This window comes from Streptomyces sp. TOM-9 (genome assembly GCF_056858595.1).
Map to the genome: position 1 here is coordinate 4,032,501 of NZ_JBXEQB010000001.1, position 17,528 is coordinate 4,050,028.

At 73.3% G+C, this 17,528-nt stretch carries 15 protein-coding genes (1 of these 15 only partly in view); 4 read left to right on the forward strand and 11 right to left on the reverse strand.

Annotation, left to right across the window (positions count from 1 at the left end; genetic code table 11):
* A protein-coding gene (locus AC1VWI_RS18705; protein WP_499512156.1) for an RDD family protein crosses the window boundary here: on the forward strand, positions 1-647 show its 3' portion. The gene continues 376 nt to the left of window position 1, outside the view; 647 of the gene's 1,023 nt are visible here — the last part of the coding sequence; the start codon falls outside the window, past its left edge; the stop codon is at positions 645-647.
* Between the two features lie 23 nt (positions 648-670).
* Here the strand turns inward: AC1VWI_RS18705 and AC1VWI_RS18710 are convergent, their stop codons facing one another.
* From AC1VWI_RS18710 to AC1VWI_RS18745, 8 genes are all read right to left on the reverse strand, one after another.
* Positions 671-1,294 carry a hypothetical protein gene (locus AC1VWI_RS18710; RefSeq protein WP_499512157.1) on the reverse strand — a complete coding sequence of 208 codons (624 nt, stop codon included), beginning with the start codon at positions 1,292-1,294 and terminating at the stop codon, positions 671-673.
* A gap of 129 nt (positions 1,295-1,423) precedes the next feature.
* Positions 1,424-2,875 carry an adenosylhomocysteinase gene (gene ahcY, locus AC1VWI_RS18715; RefSeq protein WP_499512158.1) on the reverse strand — a complete coding sequence of 484 codons (1,452 nt, stop codon included), beginning with the start codon at positions 2,873-2,875 and terminating at the stop codon, positions 1,424-1,426.
* 238 nt (positions 2,876-3,113) lie between these two features.
* The gene (locus AC1VWI_RS18720) at positions 3,114-4,058 is read right to left on the reverse strand and encodes a cation diffusion facilitator family transporter (RefSeq protein WP_499512159.1); all 945 of its coding nucleotides are present in this window, start codon (positions 4,056-4,058) and stop codon (positions 3,114-3,116) included.
* 95 nt (positions 4,059-4,153) lie between these two features.
* Positions 4,154-5,362 (reverse strand): mannose-6-phosphate isomerase, class I, encoded by a 1,209-nt coding sequence (gene manA / locus AC1VWI_RS18725; RefSeq protein WP_499512160.1) that lies wholly within the window; start codon positions 5,360-5,362, stop codon positions 4,154-4,156.
* A 4-nt stretch (positions 5,363-5,366) separates the two neighbouring features.
* Positions 5,367-6,518, reverse strand: coding sequence for an SIS domain-containing protein (locus AC1VWI_RS18730; RefSeq protein WP_499512161.1), 1,152 nt, complete (start codon positions 6,516-6,518; stop codon positions 5,367-5,369).
* Positions 6,519-6,646: 128 nt separating this feature from the next.
* Positions 6,647-6,826, reverse strand: a complete 180-nt coding sequence (locus tag AC1VWI_RS18735) for a Trm112 family protein (protein WP_431967699.1) — start codon at positions 6,824-6,826, stop codon at positions 6,647-6,649.
* Positions 6,827-7,015: 189 nt separating this feature from the next.
* Positions 7,016-8,374 (reverse strand): phosphomannomutase/phosphoglucomutase, encoded by a 1,359-nt coding sequence (locus AC1VWI_RS18740; protein WP_499512162.1) that lies wholly within the window; start codon positions 8,372-8,374, stop codon positions 7,016-7,018.
* A 139-nt stretch (positions 8,375-8,513) separates the two neighbouring features.
* A complete protein-coding gene (locus AC1VWI_RS18745) occupies positions 8,514-8,933 on the reverse strand; it encodes a DUF3499 domain-containing protein (protein WP_499516849.1) in 420 nt (139 codons plus the stop codon).
* A gap of 302 nt (positions 8,934-9,235) precedes the next feature.
* Here AC1VWI_RS18745 and AC1VWI_RS18750 point away from each other — a divergent pair, with 302 nt between their 5' ends.
* On the forward strand, positions 9,236-9,688 hold the full coding sequence (locus AC1VWI_RS18750) for a metallopeptidase family protein (protein WP_499512163.1): 453 nt from the start codon (positions 9,236-9,238) through the stop codon (positions 9,686-9,688).
* Positions 9,689-9,734: 46 nt separating this feature from the next.
* On the opposite strand, the gene AC1VWI_RS18755 is transcribed toward AC1VWI_RS18750, so the two are convergent.
* From AC1VWI_RS18755 to AC1VWI_RS18765, 3 genes are all read right to left on the reverse strand, one after another.
* On the reverse strand, positions 9,735-11,216 hold the full coding sequence (locus tag AC1VWI_RS18755) for a DUF5719 family protein (RefSeq protein ID WP_499512164.1): 1,482 nt from the start codon (positions 11,214-11,216) through the stop codon (positions 9,735-9,737).
* The gene (locus tag AC1VWI_RS18760; protein WP_499512165.1) at positions 11,213-15,007 is read right to left on the reverse strand and encodes a glycosyltransferase; all 3,795 of its coding nucleotides are present in this window, start codon (positions 15,005-15,007) and stop codon (positions 11,213-11,215) included. The genes AC1VWI_RS18755 and AC1VWI_RS18760 overlap by 4 nt, the downstream gene beginning before the upstream one ends.
* A gap of 153 nt (positions 15,008-15,160) precedes the next feature.
* Positions 15,161-15,424: a WhiB family transcriptional regulator gene (locus tag AC1VWI_RS18765; protein WP_018559705.1), complete on the reverse strand. Its 264-nt coding sequence runs from the start codon at positions 15,422-15,424 to the stop codon at positions 15,161-15,163.
* Positions 15,425-16,014: 590 nt separating this feature from the next.
* Between AC1VWI_RS18765 and AC1VWI_RS18770 the strand changes: the two genes are divergently transcribed.
* Positions 16,015-16,524, forward strand: coding sequence for a cysteine dioxygenase (locus AC1VWI_RS18770; protein WP_499512166.1), 510 nt, complete (start codon positions 16,015-16,017; stop codon positions 16,522-16,524).
* Between the two features lie 25 nt (positions 16,525-16,549).
* Complete coding sequence (cofD, locus tag AC1VWI_RS18775; protein ID WP_499512167.1) at positions 16,550-17,521, forward strand: 2-phospho-L-lactate transferase; 972 nt, start codon at positions 16,550-16,552, stop codon at positions 17,519-17,521.
* Positions 17,522-17,528 lie beyond the last annotated feature (7 nt).

Sequence of the window (17,528 nt, forward strand, 5' to 3'; positions counted from 1 at the left end):
TCCAGATGTTCCTCGGGGTGATCGCCTGCATCGCCTCGCTGGTGTCGGCGCGCGGTCGGCGGATCGGGGACGTCTTCGCGGGGACGCTGGTGGTGCGGGAACGGATCCCGGTGACGCGGTCACCGCGGCCGATGCCACCCGCGCCGCCGTGGCTGGCGGGGCAGTTGGCGGGGGTGGACCTGTCGGCGGTGCCTGAGGGGCTGTGGCTGGCGGTGCGGCAGTACCTGTCGCGGATGCATCAGCTGGATCCGCAGGTGGGCTGGTCGATGGCGGAACGGCTCGCGGGGGACGTCGTGGCGTGCACGGGGGCCACGGTGCCGGAGGGGACGCCGCCGGCGGGGTTCCTGGCGGCGGCGGTGGCGGAGCGGCAGGCGCGGGACGCGCGCCGGGTCTTCGGCATTCCGGACGGCGCTCCGGTCGACGGGGTCGTCGAGCCGGGGGGCTTCTGGGTCGCGGAGCCGGGGAAGGGCCGGGCGCCGGTGCCGCCTGCGGCGGGCTGGGTGGTGCCCGGTACGGACGGCGGGGTGCGGGGGGACGCGGTGCCGCCGGGGGGCGGGGGGCAGGCCCCGCAGGCGCCGGTGCCTCCGTCCTCGACGTCCTCCTCCTCGTCCTCGTCCTCGTCGACGGGCTTCACGCCTCCGGCGTGAGGGGTCGCCGCTGCGTCGGCGGGTCAGTCCGTCGCGGGGAACCGGGACGGGGGTGACTCGAGGTCCTCGAGTTCGATGCCCGGGGCGGAGAGGACGACGTCGCCGGCGATGTGGACGGTGTGTTGTTCACCGGTCTCCAGGTCGTTGACCTGGTATTCGTCCACGAGCAGGGGGGCGTTGTCGGTGGTGTGTGCATCGCTCTTGATCAGGGCCCACGACTGGTCGAGGGTGCGGGGTGCGAGCACGGGGGGCTGGAATGCGACGAGGCGGACGCGGGTGGCCGGGGAGCCGGGCTGCAGACGGAGCAGCCGCGCGGTGGCGACGTAGAACGCGGGTGACGCGCCGGTGAAGGCGTGGGCGGGGACGTTGCCCTCCTGAGCGTGTTCGCCGGAGGGGTCGGTACGGACCCAGGTGAGGCCGTCGAGGGCGGCGCCGCGGACCTGCCAGCTCGCGGCGTGCAGTTCCAGGCGGATGGGGCGGCCGAGTTCGTCGATGGTGAGGTCGACGGAGCCGGCGTGGCCGCCGTCGGGGTGGGTGTTCTGTGCGGTGTAGCGCCAGCCGGTGGGGCCGGTGGCGCAGTGGAAGTGTTCTTCGCCGAGGGGGGTGTGGTCGTGGGTGTCGTGGAACGAGTAGCGGCCGCGGGGCATGGTTCGACCTTACAAAGCGGGCGGGGACCCGACGGGGCAGGCCCCCGCCGGGGGCGGGGGCCTGCGGGGTGGCTCCTGTGGTGCCATCGGGGCCGGTGGCGCGCTGTCGTGCGGGCGGCCCGGGCGGCGTCAGTAGCGGTAGTGGTCCGGCTTGTAGGGGCCGTCGACCGGGACGCCGATGTAGGCGGCCTGCTCGGGGCGCAGGGTGGTGAGCTTGACGCCGAGGGCGTCGAGGTGGAGCCGGGCGACCTTCTCGTCGAGGTGCTTGGGCAGGACGTAGACGCCGATCGGGTACTCCTCGGGCTTGGTGAACAGCTCGATCTGGGCCAGGGTCTGGTCCGAGAAGGAGTTGGACATCACGAACGAGGGGTGGCCGGTGGCGTTGCCCAGGTTGAGCAGGCGGCCCTCGGACAGCACGATCAGGACCTTGCCGTCGGAGAAGGTCCAGGTGTGGACCTGGGGCTTGACCTCGTCCTTGACGATGCCGGGGATCTTGGCGAGGCCGGCCATGTCGATCTCGTTGTCGAAGTGGCCGATGTTGCCGACGATCGCCTGGTGCTTCATGCGCTGCATGTGCTCGGCGAGGATGATGTCGCGGTTGCCGGTGGTGGTGACGAAGATGTCGGCGGTCTCGACGACGTCCTCGAGCGTGGTGACCTGGTAGCCGTCCATCGCGGCCTGGAGGGCGTTGATGGGGTCGATCTCGGTGATGATGACGCGGGCGCCCTGGCCGCGCAGCGACTCGGCGCAGCCCTTGCCGACGTCGCCGTAGCCGCAGACGACGGCGACCTTGCCGCCGATGAGGACGTCGGTGGCGCGGTTGATGCCGTCGATGAGGGAGTGGCGGCAGCCGTACTTGTTGTCGAACTTCGACTTGGTGACGGCGTCGTTGACGTTGATCGCCGGGAAGAGCAGGGTGCCGTCGCGCTGCATCTCGTACAGGCGGTGGACGCCGGTGGTGGTCTCCTCGGTGACGCCGCGGATCTCGGAGGAGAGCTGGGTCCACTTCTGGGGGTTCTCGCCGAGGGTGCGGTTGAGGAGCAGCAGGATCTGCTCGTACTCCTCGCTGTCGGCGGTGGAGGGGTCGGGGGCCTGGCCGGCCTTCTCGAACTCGACGCCCTTGTGGACGAGCAGGGTGGCGTCGCCGCCGTCGTCGAGGATCATGTTCGGGCCGCCGGTGGGCGAGTCGGGCCAGGTGAGGGCCTGCTCGGTGCACCACCAGTACTCGGCGAGGGTCTCGCCCTTCCAGGCGAAGACGGGGATGCCCTGCGGGTTCTCGGGGGTGCCGTGCGGGCCGACGGCGATGGCCGCGGCGGCGTGGTCCTGCGTGGAGAAGATGTTGCAGGAGGCCCAGCGGACCTGGGCGCCGAGGGCGGCGAGGGTCTCGATGAGGACGGCGGTCTGCACGGTCATGTGCAGGGAGCCGGTGATGCGGGCGCCGGCCAGCGGCTGGGAGGCCGCGAACTCCTCGCGGATGGCCATCAGGCCGGGCATCTCGTGCTCGGCGAGGGTGATCTCCTTGCGGCCGAAGGCGGCCAGGGAGAGGTCGGCGACCTTGAAGTCGTTGGTGACGGGGGACATGCAGTCTCCTCGTGGGGTGCTTCCAGAACGGACATCGGCTTTCCGCTGCGGGGCGGGGGGAGGCATGCGGACATACGTCTCCCTCGACCGCAGCTCAGCCCGTCGGAGGCCCTCTCTCCCTCGGCCGGTCCGTGTCCGGACCGCCCGACCGCCATCAGCAGCGACGTCTGGCTAGGGACGAATCTACACCGAGTGGCCGGGCGCGTCCGGAAGGTGCGTGGAGGTCGTGTGGAGGGGGTCAGTCCGCCGTGGGGGCGGTGGGGGCGGCCGACGGCTCGCGGTAGATGTCCGGTTCGAGGTAGATGACGCGGGCGATGGGCTCGGCCTCGCGGATGCGGGCCTCGGCGGCGTCGATGGCGCGGGCGACGTCGGTGGCGGTGTCGTCGTGCTGCACGGCGATCTTGGCGGCGACGAGGAGCTCGTCGGGGCCGAGGTGGAGCGTGCGCATGTGGATCAGGCGGGTGACGGTGTCGCCGTCGACGATGGCCGCGCGGATGCGGGCGACGACCTCGGGTCCGGCGGCCTCGCCGAGGAGCAGCGACTTGGTCTCGGAGGCGAGGACGAGCGCGATGGCGACGAGGAGGACGCCGATGCAGAGGGTGCCGATGCCGTCCCAGATGCCGTCGCCGGTGAGCAGGGACAGGCCGACGCCGCCGAGGGCGAGCACGAGGCCGACGAGCGCGCCGAAGTCCTCGAGGAGGACGACGGGGAGTTCGGGGGCCTTGGCGGTGCGGATGAACTGGCTCCAGGTCTGCTTGCCGCGCACCACGTTGGATTCCTTGATGGCGGTGCGGAAAGAGAAGCCCTCGGCGACGATCGCGAAGACCAGGACGCCGATGGGCCAGTACCAGTGCTCGATCTCGTGGGGGTGCTGGACCTTCTCGTAGCCCTCGTAGAGGGCGAAGACGCCACCGATGGTGAACAGCACGATGGAGACGAGGAAGCCGTAGATGTACCGCTCACGGCCGTAGCCGAAGGGGTGTTCCTCGGTGGCCTTCTTCTGTGCCTTCTTGCCGCCGAGCAGGAGCAGCGCCTGGTTGCCGGAGTCGGCCACCGAGTGCACGCCTTCGGCGAGCATGGACGAGGAGCCGCTGAAGGCGAACGCCACGAACTTGCTCACCGCGATGGCGAGGTTGGCGCCCAATGCGGCGACGATCGCCTTGGTTCCGCCTGACGCGCTCATAGGTGCTGATGGTCCCTTCCGTCGGCCCTGGTCTTTGCCCGGTCTTTACGGCGTTACGGCGGGACATTCTTGCAGGCCGTGCTTCGCGTGGTGCGTCAGGCCACCACGGTGGCCCGGAAGACGGTCCCCTCGCCGGTGAGTTCGACCTGTTCGCCTGCGGGAACGTAGGCGGACTGGCCGCGGCCGAGGGTGAGTTCCGGGGCCGCAGGGTCGCCGGGTGTGCGCAGGGTGGCGGTGCCCTCGGTGCAGAGCAGGATCTGGGCGGTGCGGTCGTGGGGGGTGCGGGGGGCGGCGCCGGCGGCGAGCGAGTACCGGGAGAGCCGGAACTCGTCGATGGGGGTGCCGTAGAGCTCCTCGCCGTCGGGGGACGCCTCGGGGCGCAGGACACCGGCGTCACCCGCGTGGAAGCGGACGATGCGCAGCAGTTCGGGGATGTCGACGTGCTTGGGGGTGAGGCCGCAGCGCAGGACGTTGTCGGAGTTGGCCATGATCTCGACGCCGAGGCCGCTGAGATAGGCGTGCGGTATGCCGGCGCCGAGGAAGAGCGCCTCGCCGGGCTGGAGTCGGACGTGGTTGAGCAGCATGGCGGCGATGACGCCTGGGTCGCCGGGGTAGGCGTGCGCGATGGCGGCGTAGGCGGCGTAGGCGTCTGCGTTCGGTCCGCCCTCGGTGGCGAGCCGGCCGGCGGCTTCGGCGGCTTCGTCCACGGTGCCGGCCATGGCGTCGTGTTCGGCTCCGAGTACGGCGGTGAGGACCTCGCGGAGGGCGGCCTCCTCGGGGTGGGCGCGCAGCAGGTCGACGTAGGGCTTGAGGGAGTCGACGCCGAGGCCGGAGAGGAGGGCCGCGGTCTCCTCGGGGTGGCGGAAGCCGCACAGTCCCTCGAAGGGGGTGAGCGCGACGATCATCTCCGGCTTGTGGTTGGCGTCCTTGTAGTTGCGGTGCGGGGCGTCGACGGGGACGCCGCGGGCCTCCTCGTCGGCGAAGCCGGCGGCGGCCTGGGCGAGGTCGGGGTGGACCTGCAGGGAGAGGGGGGAGCCGGCGGCGAGGAGCTTGAGCAGGAACGGCAGCCGGGGGCCGAAGCGTTCGACGGCAGGGGCGCCGAGTTCACCGTCCGGGTCGGCGGCGATGACCTGGTCGAGCGGGACCGGACCGTTGCCGCGGTCGATGCGGGAGGGGGCGCCGGGGTGGGCGCCCATCCACAGTTCGGCCTGCGGCTCGCCCGTGGGGGTGGTGCCGAGCAGTTCGGGGATCGCGCTGGTGGAACCCCAGGCGTACGGGCGGATGGTGTTGGTCAGGCGGTCCATGCGGTCATGATCTCCCGGTGGAAGTGATGGCGAGGTAAACGGAGGCGAAATCCGTGACGGCGAGGAGTTCGACGGCGGATTCCAGGTCGCCTCCCTCGGCGGGGGCGAGCTCGCTCAGCGGGGTGTCGTGGGTCGTGGCGAGCTCGCGGGCGAGCGGGGCGGAGCTCGAGGCGGCGTTGCCGGGGCGGTGCAGGAGCACGACGCGCAGGCGCAGGTCCTCGGGCTCGTCGACGCGGTCGCGGAAGAAGTCCTCGGGGTCGAGGGCGCCGGCCAGGGAGCCGGCGAGCAGCGCGCCGTGGGTGTCGAGTGCCTCGGGGAGTTCGCCGTGCAGGGCGGGGCGTCCGGCGCGGGCGGCGATGGCCGCGGCGAAGCGCCGGGCGGCGACGGAGGCGACCGGCCCCTCGCTCCACATCACCGGCAGGGATTCGGCGAGTTCGGAGGCGAGTGCCTTGGCGGGGTTGCTGTAGGTGGCGGTGGCGGGGCCGCAGCGGGCGGCGACCTCGTCGAGGCGGTCGGCGACGCGCTCGATGGCGTCGGGCGGGGCGGCGAGCAGGCCGATGCGGTCGCCGAGGGCGAGCAGCGGGGTGAGCAGCGCCCAGAAGGCGCCGAGGTCCTCGGCAGGGTCGGCGGCCTCGCCGAGGACCCCCGCGACGGACGCCGGGTCGGGCGCGGGGGCGTACGGCAGGACCATGCCCCGTACCTGCTGGATCGCCTCGGCGATGGGTGAGCCGGCGGGGACGACGGCGGCGGCGGTGCAGCCGCGGCGGTAGGCCTGCTCGATGAGGTCGGCCAGGCCCGCCTCGGTGCCGGCGGGGCTGGCGATGAGCAGCAGGTCCATGGGGCCGGCCCAGCCGGGGAGGGCCCATCGCAGGTCGTACGGGGCGGGGCCGGTGGGGTGCAGGGGCAGTACGGGCCCGCTGCCGTTGCCGAGGGCGGCCAGCAGTTCGGCGACGGCGGCGACGGCGACCGCGCCGGGGCCGGCGACCAGGACGCTGCGGGGGCGGCCGTCGGGCTTGAGTTCGCCGACGCCTGCCTCCTGGGCGAGGCGGGCGGCGGTGCGGACGCGGGCGCCTGCGGCGGCGACGCCGAGGAGGAGGCCGCGGGTGTCGGCGCGGGCGAGGGCGTCGGGGTCGTCGAGCAGCGTCTCGTCCAGCATCGGGGGTGACCTCCGGTCCGGTCCGGTTGTGTCAGGTGTCGCGGGGCGCCGTGCGGTGCGGGTGCCCGTGCCGGCGCCGGTGTGCGTACGGCGCGGGCGGGCGTGCGGTGGCGGGCGGCCGGGTCGCGTTACGCGGGGCGGCGGGCCTCGTCGACGAGGAGGACGGGGATGTCGTCGCGCACGGGGTAGGCCAGGCCGCAGTCGGCGGAGGTGCAGGTGAGCTCGGTGGCCTCGACGTCCTCGCGCAGCGGCGCGTGGCAGGCGGGGCAGGCGAGGATCTCCAGGAGGCTGGCTTCGACGAGCGGCATGGGTGGCTTCTCCCGTGTGGTCGTGTCGTGGTCGTGGTTTCCGGGCGTCCGCCGTGTGCGGGCGTACGTGTCCGGACCGGCCGATTCAGCCTATCGCCGGGCGGGCGGGCCCGCGTGACCGTGTCGGGGGCCCCGGTCCCCCGTCGGAGGAGGCGGTGCGGTGCGGTGCCTCCTCCGGCGGGGTGGCCGTCAGGCGCGGACGATGGCGAGGACCTCGTCGCGGACGCCGGCCATGAGCTCGGTGTCGCGGGCCTCCACGTTGAGGCGCAGCAGCGGCTCGGTGTTGGAGGGGCGCAGGTTGAACCACCAGCCGTCGCCGGTGACCGTGAGGCCGTCGAGCTCGTCGAGGCCGGTGCCCGGGCGGTCGGCGTAGGCCGCGCGGACGGCGGCGGTGCGGCCGGCCTGGTCGTCGACGGCGGTGTTGATCTCGCCGGAGGCGGCGTAGCGGTCGTACTCGGCGACGAGTCCGGACAGCGTGCCGTCCTGGCCGCCGAGGGCGGCGAGGACGTGGAGCGCGGCGAGCATGCCGGTGTCGGCGTTCCAGAAGTCGCGGAAGTAGTAGTGCGCGGAGTGCTCGCCGCCGAAGACGGCGCCGGTGCGGGCCATCTCCTGCTTGATGAAGGAGTGGCCGACGCGGGTGCGGACGGGCGTCCCTCCGTGCTCCTTGACGACCTCGGGCACGGACCACGAGGTGATCAGGTTGTGGATGACGGTGGAGCCGGGGTGCTTGGCCAGTTCGCGGGCGGCGACAAGGGCGGTGATCGCGGAGGGGGAGACGGGCTCGCCGCGCTCGTCGACGACGAAGCAGCGGTCGGCGTCGCCGTCGAAGGCGATGCCGATGTCGGCGCCGGTCTCGCGCACCTTGTCCTGCAGGTCGACGATGTTCTTCGGGTCGAGGGGGTTGGCCTCGTGGTTGGGGAAGGTGCCGTCGAGCTCGAAGTACATCGGGACGAGGTCGACGGGCAGGCCGTCGAAGACGGTGGGGACGGTGTGGCCGCCCATGCCGTTGCCGGCGTCGACGACGACCTTGAGGTGCCGGATGGAGCTCAGGTCGACCAGGGTGCGCAGGTGGGCGGCGTAGTCGGCGAGCATGTCCCGCTGGGTGACCTCGCCGGGGGTGGCGTCGCTCGCCGGGAGGCCGGTGTCGGACCACTGCTCGACGAGCTCGCGGATCTCGATGAGGCCGGTGTCCTGGCCGACGGGGGCGGCGCCGGCGCGGCACATCTTGATGCCGTTGTACCGGGCCGGGTTGTGGCTGGCGGTGAACATGGCGCCGGGCAGGCCCAGCTTGCCGCTGGCGAAGTACAGCTGGTCGGTGGAGCAGAGGCCGATCTCGGTGACCTCGGCGCCGCGCGAGGCCGCGCCGCGGGCGAAGGCCCGGGACAGGCCGGGCGAGGAGGGCCGCATGTCGTGGCCCGTCACGATCGCGTCGGCACCGGTCACGGTGACGAAGGCCGCGCCGAAGAGTTCGGCGAGCGGCTCGCCCCATTGGTCGGGGACGACTCCGCGGACGTCGTACGCCTTCACGAGCTGGGAGAGGTCGGTCACCGCATGTGCTCCGCTCTGAATCCGGTTGCCGGTGGATGGATCGTGGCAAGAGCCAACCTACCGGGCGGATCCGAACGGGCCGATGAGGAGCCCGGGTGCACGTGCGGACCCGGGGCGGGGTATGGCGGGGGGTGCCGGTTCAGGAATCGGGCGAGCGCAGGACGCGCAGGTGCCCGCGCCGGGCGATCTCCATGGGGTCGCCGCCGCGGCCGTTGGTGCCGTTGCCCTCGCGTTCCTGGGGGCGGGCGGCCTCGCGAACGGCGTTGGCGAGCGCTTCGAGGTCGTCACCGCTGGGGCGGCTGGGTCCGGTGTCCGTGGCGAGCCGTACGACTTCCCAGCCGCGGGGGGCGGTGAGGCGCTCGGAGTGCTCCGAGCACAGGTCGTAGCAGTGGGGCTCGGCGTAGGTGGCGAGCGGGCCGAGGACGGCGGTGGAGTCCGCGTAGACGTACGTCAGCGTCGCGACGGCGGGACGGCCACACGCGGTGCGCGAACAGCGACGTACAAGGCTCACGACGTTGGACGGTACCGCACTCTTGAGCGGGCCGCGACGACTCCCCAGGAGCTCACCCCGTCGTGTCGTCCGGGTTGGCCGGGAAGGTCCGACCTGGGGTCAACACACCTGACCTGCAAAGGGCCGGAAATGTACGGGCACCCCTCCGAGGACACCGATCACCAAACGCTGCAAATGACGCCAATTGCGATCGGTGAAGCGGTCAGGCCAGGGGAATCACGTGGGCGCCAGGGGCGATCGACCGTACATTCTGCGACATCAACGGGGATGTCCGGTCCTCGTCCCCCGTGGTGGTGGCAGCGGTCACGGAGCCGCATAACCGGGGCTCCCGACGGCTACTCTCAGAGGTGATGGACACCCCTTCGCCCGCACCGCGCCAGCGCCACCGCGACCGACACGGCCGCGGCATGCGCGGCCCCATCGCGCCCCCGCAGGTGCCCCTGGCACGCACCCGCGCCGACGCCTTCGACGACCTGGTGCGCGACGCGGCGGACCGGCTCGAGCGGCGCTGGCCGCAACTGGCGGAGGTGGAGTTCGCGGTGCAGGAGGTGCCCTGGCCGGCGGACGGTGCCGACGGCGCCGCGGCCGACGGCCGGTTCGACGACGGGGTGCCGCTGGGGCGGCTCCTCGGCGGGCAGAAGGGCAACCCGCACCGCATCGTGGTGTACCGGCGACCGGTGGAGATCCGGGCCAAGAGCCGCGAGGAACGGGCCCTGCTGGTGCACGACGTGGTCGTGGAGCAGGTGGCCGAACTGCTCGGACTGTCACCGGAGAACGTCGACCCCCGGTACGGGGAGGGCTGATCCCGGTACCGGCACGGGCCCGCGGGCCCGTGCCGGTCGGGGATCGTCAGCGGTTGAGGATGGACAGGTCCTCTTCCGACTTCGGCACGGCGACCAGACCCCGGTCGTCCGGCATGGTCTGGATGGTGAACATCGGGACGCCGCCCTCCGGCAGCGCGAGCATCCGGGAGGCGTAGACGGGGCCGCCCGAGGCGGGTTCCACCGTGACGGCGAAGGCGCCCTTGCCCGCGGAGGGGGCGGGCGGTGACAGGACGACCGTCGTGCCGCGCTTGACCGGGACGTTCTTGGTGACGGGTTCGCCGCCCTTGGTCGAGGCGGAGGTGACGACTCGCACGGTGGCGTCGCCCTCCGGCGCGGTCAGGGCGAGCGTCGAGCCCTTGGTGCGGTTGTCGGCGGCGCTGGCGCGGTCGCCGATCGGGGCGGTGGCGGGCAGGAAGGCGGTCTCCTGGTTGGCGCCCTTGCCGCGGGTGATCCGCAGGGCGGCGACCACGGGGGCCTCGTCGGAGGGGTCGGTCGGGCTGAGGATCAGCGAGCCGGCCTCGCCCTTGGTGACGTCGCCGAGGTCGACGGCGGTGGTCATGCCGCTCTTGACGTGCACGGTCTCGTGCCCGGCGGGGGTGATCTCGCCGCCCGAGGAGGCGAGCCGCAGCTTGAGATCGGCGTCGCTGTCGCCGGTCGCGAAGACCACCAGGCGCACATCGGAGGCGTCGCCGGGGATGCCGGGCATGACGGCCTCGGCGGCGGGGTCGGTGGAGGCGGGCAGCCAGTCGCCGCCGGCCTTGGCGTCCTCGGCCTCCACGGTGGCGCCGACCCGGCCGCTGCGGGCGCTGACGTGCAGGGTGAGGGCGTCGGACTTCTCCGTGGTGAGCGTGGAGAGCAGGACGGGTACGGTCGCGCCCGGCGGCACCGTGATGCCGTCGGTCGTGCTGGTCTTGACCTCGCCCTTGTCGCCGTAGAGCGCGAGGTCGATGACGGCGGAGGTGTCGTCGGGGTTGGTCAGGTGGACGTAGTCCTGCCGGCCGGCGCCGGTGCTGACCCCGGGGAACCAGAACTCGCTGTCCGGCACGGCACAGGAGGCACCCAGCACCGCCCGCGCCGGGCCCGCGTCGACCACCGTGGTCTGCTGCACGGTCCAGCCGGGGGCGAGCGCCCCGTCGGCGGTGCCGATGAGCGCGGGGGCGTCGGAGGCCTCGGTGACCGCGGTGACCGGCAGGCCGGCCTCCTTCAGTGGTGCGACCGGCTTGCGCTTGGCCGCGGCCTTGCCGTCCTGGTCGGCGGCGGCCAGCAGGGCGGCGGCGCCGCCCGAGCCGGCGGAGTCGCCCTTGGGCGTGAAGGCGGTGTACGTGGTCGTGGCGAAGTCCGAGTCCGACGGGGCCGGGCAGGCCAGCGTGGACCGCTCGACGGGCAGCCGCGCCGCGCTCACGGCGGGCGCCGCGTCCGGGGTGCCCGCGCCGGAGACGGTGGCGACGCCTGCGACCGCGGCCAGGGCGGCGGTGACGCCGATCAGGGAGAGGGTGCTGCGGTTCACTGCTGGTTGCTCCCGTCGCGGCGGTAGCCGTCCGTGTCGTAAGCGTCCGTGTCGTAGGTGCCGTAGGGGGCGTACGAAGCGTCGTAGCCCTGCTGCCGGGGCTGCTCCTCGTACCCCTGCGGCTGCTGGGACTGCTGCTCGTAGCCCTGCCGGTCGTAGCCGGGCTGCTGGGACTCCTGGCCGTAGCCGTACGGGTCGTAGACCTGCTCCTGCGGCTGGGCGGGCTGCTCGTAGCCGTAGGTGCTGGTGTACTCCGCGGCCCACTGCTCCTGGCCGTACGGGTCGTCCTGCTGGGGGCCGGCGGCGTACGGGTCGTACTCGGCGTACTGCGCGTACTCGGCCTGCTCCTGGTGCGGGGGCCCGGCGGCCTCGGGCTCCGCGGGGGCGTCGTCCGCCTCCCCCTCGGCCTCGGCGGCGGCGCGCAGCCGGCGGGCGCGACGGCCGTCGCCGCCGCCCTGCGCCGGGATGCCGGCGGCCGCGGCCTCGGCCACGGGCGCGGCCTCCGCGTCGGGCAGGTCGTCGTCGACCTCGCGGCGCCGGCCGGGCAGGGCCATGACCACGAGCACCAGGCCGAGGAAGCCCTGGACCCACACCCACACGGTGTGCGTGAACGGGTCGTCGTAGACGAGGTCGAGACGGCCGCCGCTACTGGGGAGCCGGAAGCCCTGGGCCCAGCCGTCGACGGTGGTGGCGGTGAGCTCCTTGCCGTCGAGGGTGGCGGTCCAGCCGGGGGCGGCGCGGTCGGCGATGCGCAGGACGCGGCCGTCGGCGCCGGCCGGGACGGTGGTGTGGGCCTCCACCTTGCCGGAGGCGACGGTGACGACGTCGGCGGGGGCGTCGGCATCCTCACCGGAGCCGGTGCCGGCGGCGTCGCCGGAGCCGCTGTCGTCGCCGCTGCCGGAGGGCTCGACGATCGTGATGCGGGCGACGTCGTCGTCCACCCGCCACAGGGCGCTGCCGTCGGCCTGGCTGAGCCGGGACAGGCCCGGGGTGCTGTCGAGGGTGCGGCTCATCTCGCGCGGGGCGCCGCTCTGGACGAGGACGTAGCGCACGGCGTAGCCGCCGAGTTGGCTGGCCTGGTCGGCGCCGGAGCCGGCCACGAGATTTCCGACGATCTTGGCGAGCCGGGCGTCGCTGCCGGCCGCGGCGGCGATCTCGGCGTCGCCGAGGCGGGCTCCGGCGCCCCGGACCAGGGCGTATGAGACGTGGGCGGGCGTGCCCGAAAGGACGAGGGTGCGGGCCTGGTCGCGGGTGGTGCTCTCCTCGGCGACGAAGGCGGGCACCTGGGTCGGGTCGCGGCGCTCCAGCGGGCCGTCGGCGCCACCGGCCATCCAGCCGACGGCGGCGGACAGCGGGGCGAGCACGGCGGCCAGGGCGACGAGCGCGGCGACGGGCTGGCGCCAGCCGAAGCCGGAGGCGGCGAGCCGTTCCTTGGCGCCCTCGGCGCCCACCGCGGCGGCGGCGAGCAGGGCCAGGCCGTACACCAGCGTGGCGGGGCCGGCCCAGGAGGTGCTGTTGGCGAGGACGGCGAATACCAGGCCGGTCAGGGCGCCCGCCCAGGCGGTGACGATGGCCGAGCGGCGCTCGCCGCGCACCAGTGCGGCCAGCGCGGCCAGGACGATGCCCGCGAGCAGGTAGCCGCCGGCGGCGCCGGGGCCGCCGGGGTTGATCAGGAGGAGGTCGGTGGCGGTGGCGGACTTGGCGCCGAACGGCAGACCGGCCTCGTCCAGGAACCGCTTGGGGTGCGTGAGCAGCCCGATCGACCAGGGCGCGAGCACCACCACGGGGGCGCCGAGGACGGCCACGGCGCGCATGGCCAGCGGGACGAGGAGCCGGCCCTGCCCGCGCACGACGCGCGTGGCGATGGCGACGCCGGCGAGCACCAGGGTGACGAGCCAGGTGATGGGGGTGAACGCGGTGGTGATCGTCAGCAGCAGCGCGACGGCCCAGGCGGCGCGCCAGCCGGGCCGCAGTCCCCGCTCGACGGCGTCGGCGGACATCCGCAGGCCCGCCGCGGAGACGGCGGCGCGGGCCATGAGCGGCAGCAGGATGGCCAGGACCGCGGTGCCGAGCCGGCCGCCGGCGAGGGCGCCGGTGGCGGCGGGCAGGAAGGCGTACGCGACGGCGCCCCAGGCGCGCAGCAGCCGGGACTCGACCAGCGGCCGCGACACGAAGTACGCGCTGAGGCCCGCGAGCGGTACCGAGGCGACGAGGAGCACGGTCAGGGCGAGGCCGGTGCTGCCGAGCAGGGCGCTCGCCAGGGTGGCCACGATCGCCAGGTAGGGCGGCGCGGTCTCGGTGCTGCCGGCGCCCAGGGCGTGCCAGGCGCCGAGGTAGGAGCCCCACAGGTCGGAGGCGTCGGCGGGGGCGGGCAGCAGTGCCCCGCCGGACAGGGCGCCGCCGCCGAGGAGCGCGCGGCAGGCGATGAGGGAGAAGAGCAGCAGGACGGCGAAGAGCATCGGGGCGGGTTGCCGCGCGACGCGCTTCAGCAGCGCGAACTGCTCGACCTCCAGGTACTCGCCGTCGTCGTCGCCCCCGCTGGGCCCGGAGTCCAGCCCGCCGTGGCGTCCGGCGGAGGAGGCGTCGGCGGCCGCACGGCCGGAGACGTTGCTGACGACCTGCTCGACGGTGGCCCGTACGGTCGCGCCGGGCGGCGGGAAGAGCGTCCGCAGTTCGGAGGCCGGGACGGCGGGCCGGGAGCGCCGGTGGCGGGCGCCGAGGAGGCGGCCGGGGCGCAGCAGGACCGACAGCAGGCCGGTGATCTCGTCGACGGCCTGTCCGGGGACCTTGCCGACGAGGTAGGCGAGGGTGCGCAGCACCGTGCCGAGCACGATGCGCGCGAAGACGTACGGGAGGAGGGCGCCGCGGGTGTTGGCCAGCAGCGTGTAGACGGCGCCCGCCTTGTCGACGCGGTGCGGGTTGACGACGGAGCGGCCGGCGCAGTCGACGGGTCGGCGCTCGCGGGAGGCCGCCTCGGCGTGCCGCAGGACGGCGTCGGGGGCGACGAGGACGGTGTGGCCGGCGGACTGGGCGCGCCAGCAGAAGTCGACGTCGTCGCGCATGAGCGGCAGCCGGCGGTCGAACCCGCCGAGGTCCTCCCACACGTCGCGGCGCACCAGCATGCCCGCGCTGGAGACCGAGAGCACCTGGCGGACCTGGTCGTGCTGGCCCTGGTCCTGCTCGCGGCGCTCCAGGCCGGTCCAGCGGCGGCCGCTGCGGGCGATGGAGACGCCGACCTCCAGCAGCTGGCGCCGGTCGTACCAGCTGCGCAGCTTGGGGCCGATGATCGCGGCGGACGGAGAGGCGTCGGCGACCCTCAGGAGGTTGAGGAGGGCGTCCGGGGCGGGCTCGCAGTCGTCGTGCAGGAGCCACAGCCACTGCACGGGTTCGCCGTGCGGCTCCTCGGGCTCGTCATAGGCGTCGTCGTTCCAGGTGCGGGAGACCGGGTCCCAGCTGCTGGGCCGCCCCAGGTAGGGCAGTTGCTCCGCGGTCAGGGGCTCGGCGGCGCGCACGCACTCGTCGACGGCGGCGCCGAAGCCGCTGCGCCGGGCGAGGTGCAGGACGCGGTGGTCGCCGAGGCTCTCGGCGAGCAGGCGGGCGGAGTCGTCGGCGCTGCCGGTGTCGGCGGCGATGACGTCCTGGACCGGGCGGTCCTGGGAGACCAGACCCGAGAGCGCGTTGGGCAGCCAGCGGGCACCGTCGTGGGCGACGAGCACGGCGGTGACGACGTGGCGCGGGAACTCCGGTGCCTGGGCGGCGTATTGAGTCCCGGCTGAACTGTTCACGGACATCGAGGTTCGGGCCCCGGTTCGCTGGACTTCGGACGACGCCTTGGGCGTCTCGGACGGGCCCCCACACTAACGGTTGCGGGAGCCGGCCCTTCCGGGTCCGGGGCACATATACGTACGAACCCCGATGTGCCGGGCGGCAGCCCGGGGAGGGCTCTAGACCACGCCCTTCTTCAGTCGCCGGCGCTCGCGCTCGGACAGGCCGCCCCAGATGCCGAAGCGCTCGTCGTTGGCGAGGGCGTAGTCGAGGCAGTCGGAACGGACCTCGCAGGCGAGGCAGACCTTCTTGGCCTCGCGGGTGGAGCCGCCCTTCTCGGGGAAGAAGGACTCGGGATCGGTCTGCGCGCACAGCGCGCGCTCCTGCCACCCGAGCTCTTCGTCGGCCTCTTCGGCCAGCAACAGCTGGAACAGCTCGGTCATGCGCGCCCCTCGTCTGTTTTCGCGTCCCCGTGATGTTGCCGTTACCTGCGACGGTCGAACGACACGAGTGAAATTACAAGTGTGCCGATACGGGCCAGTCAAGCCGAGATCTGCTATTGGGCCCGTTATTCACCCTGCGGAACCAAGGCCTGACAGAAAGTGTTCAAATCAGCCCAAACGTCCGCATACGTCAACCACGGTCGACGCCCCTGGGGGGCGGCGATCACGATGCGATCACGAAAACACAACGACGTTTCACGAGGAGACGTTCCTGCGTAGCCGTGTGGTTGCGTCGGCACTTTTCCTGGGTCTTCGGCGCACAAACCTTTCGCCATGTCGAATAGCCGGATCAGGTGAAAGATTTACGACAAACCCGACATCAAGTTGACAGGCCGCCGAGGACCCGGTGTGCTAGGGCGCATGTCAGTGACCCACGCGCCTGCCCGGATCCGCCGCCTCGGCGAGTTCCGTCGTGCCGTGGAAGCTCACTGTCGCTGTTCCAGCTGTTGCCGCTGAAGGACTCTTCCCAGCCCGCACAGCCTCATGCGCATGCCTGACGCTCCTCACTTCCCGTAGGAACTCCCGCACCCATGAACAGCGACGTCTCGATCGCCGGCGACCCCCTCGCCATCCCCCACCTCCTCCCGCCCGCTCCCGCCCACCCCGCCACCGTCGCGGAATTCGCCGGGCTGGCCCGCAGGATCGCGGCCGACCGCGGCCGCTGGGCACCGCGCGTCCGCTACGACGCCACCACCCGCTGGTACGACCGCCTGGAGACCGGACCCGGCTACGAGGTCTGGCTGCTCAGCTGGGTGCCGGGGCAGGGCAGCGGGCTGCACGACCACGGCCGCTCCTCGGGCGTGCTGACCGTCCTCGAGGGCGAACTGACCGAGCACGCCCTCGGCGGCAACGGCGGGACCCGCCGTTCACTCCTGCCGGGGCACCAGCGGGTGTTCGCCCCCGGCTACGTCCACGAGGTGGTCAACGACTCGCTGGACGGCGCGGTCAGCCTGCACATCTACTTCCCCGGCCTGACGGAGATGACCCCGTACGCCTGCACCTCCGGGGAGCCGGCAAGCGAGGGGACGTTCGCAGGCTGACGCGGCGGGCTGACAGACTGTCCGCATGCGAATCGTGGTACTGGCCGGCGGCATCGGGGGAGCCCGTTTCCTGCGCGGCCTGAAGGCGGCGGCGCCGGAGGCGGACATCACCGTCATCGGCAACACCGGCGACGACATCCACCTGTTCGGCCTCAAGGTCTGCCCCGACCTCGACACCGTCATGTACACCCTCGGTGGCGGGATCCACGAGGCACAGGGCTGGGGCCGCGCCGACGAGACGTTCACGGTCAAGGAGGAACTGGCCGCCTACGGCGTCGGGCCCGAGTGGTTCGGCCTCGGCGACCGCGACTTCGCGACGCACATCGTGCGCACCCAGATGATCGGCGCGGGCTATCCGCTCAGCGCGGTCACCGAGGCGCTGTGCGCGCGCTGGAAGCCGGGAGTGCGGCTGATCCCGATGACCGACGACCGGATCGAGACGCACGTCGTCGTCGACGACCCGGACGCGGGCCCCGGTGGCGGGCGCAAGGCGGTCCACTTCCAGGAGTACTGGGTGCGGCTGCGGGCCTCCGTCCCGGCGTACGCGGTGCTGCCGGTCGGCGCGGAGGGCGCCAAGCCCGCGCCCGGCGTGCTGGAGGCGATCGGCGAGGCGGACGTCATCCTCTTCCCGCCGTCCAACCCGGTGGTGTCGGTCGGGACGATCCTGGCCGTCCCCGGCATCCGCGAGGCCATCGCCGAGGCGGGCGTGCCGGTGGTGGGCCTCTCCCCCATCGTCGGGAACGCGCCGGTGCGGGGCATGGCCGACAAGGTGCTGGCGGCGGTCGGCGTGGAGTCCACGGCGGCGGCGGTCGCCGCGCACTACGGCTCCGGCCTCCTGGACGGCTGGCTGGTCGACACCGTCGACGCCGGGGCGGTGGACGAGGTCGAGGCCGCCGGCATCCGGTGCCGGGCCGTGCCGCTGATGATGACGGACCTGGACGCGACGGCCGCGATGGCCCACGAGGCGCTGACGCTGGCCGGGGAGGTGCGGGCGTGATCGCCTC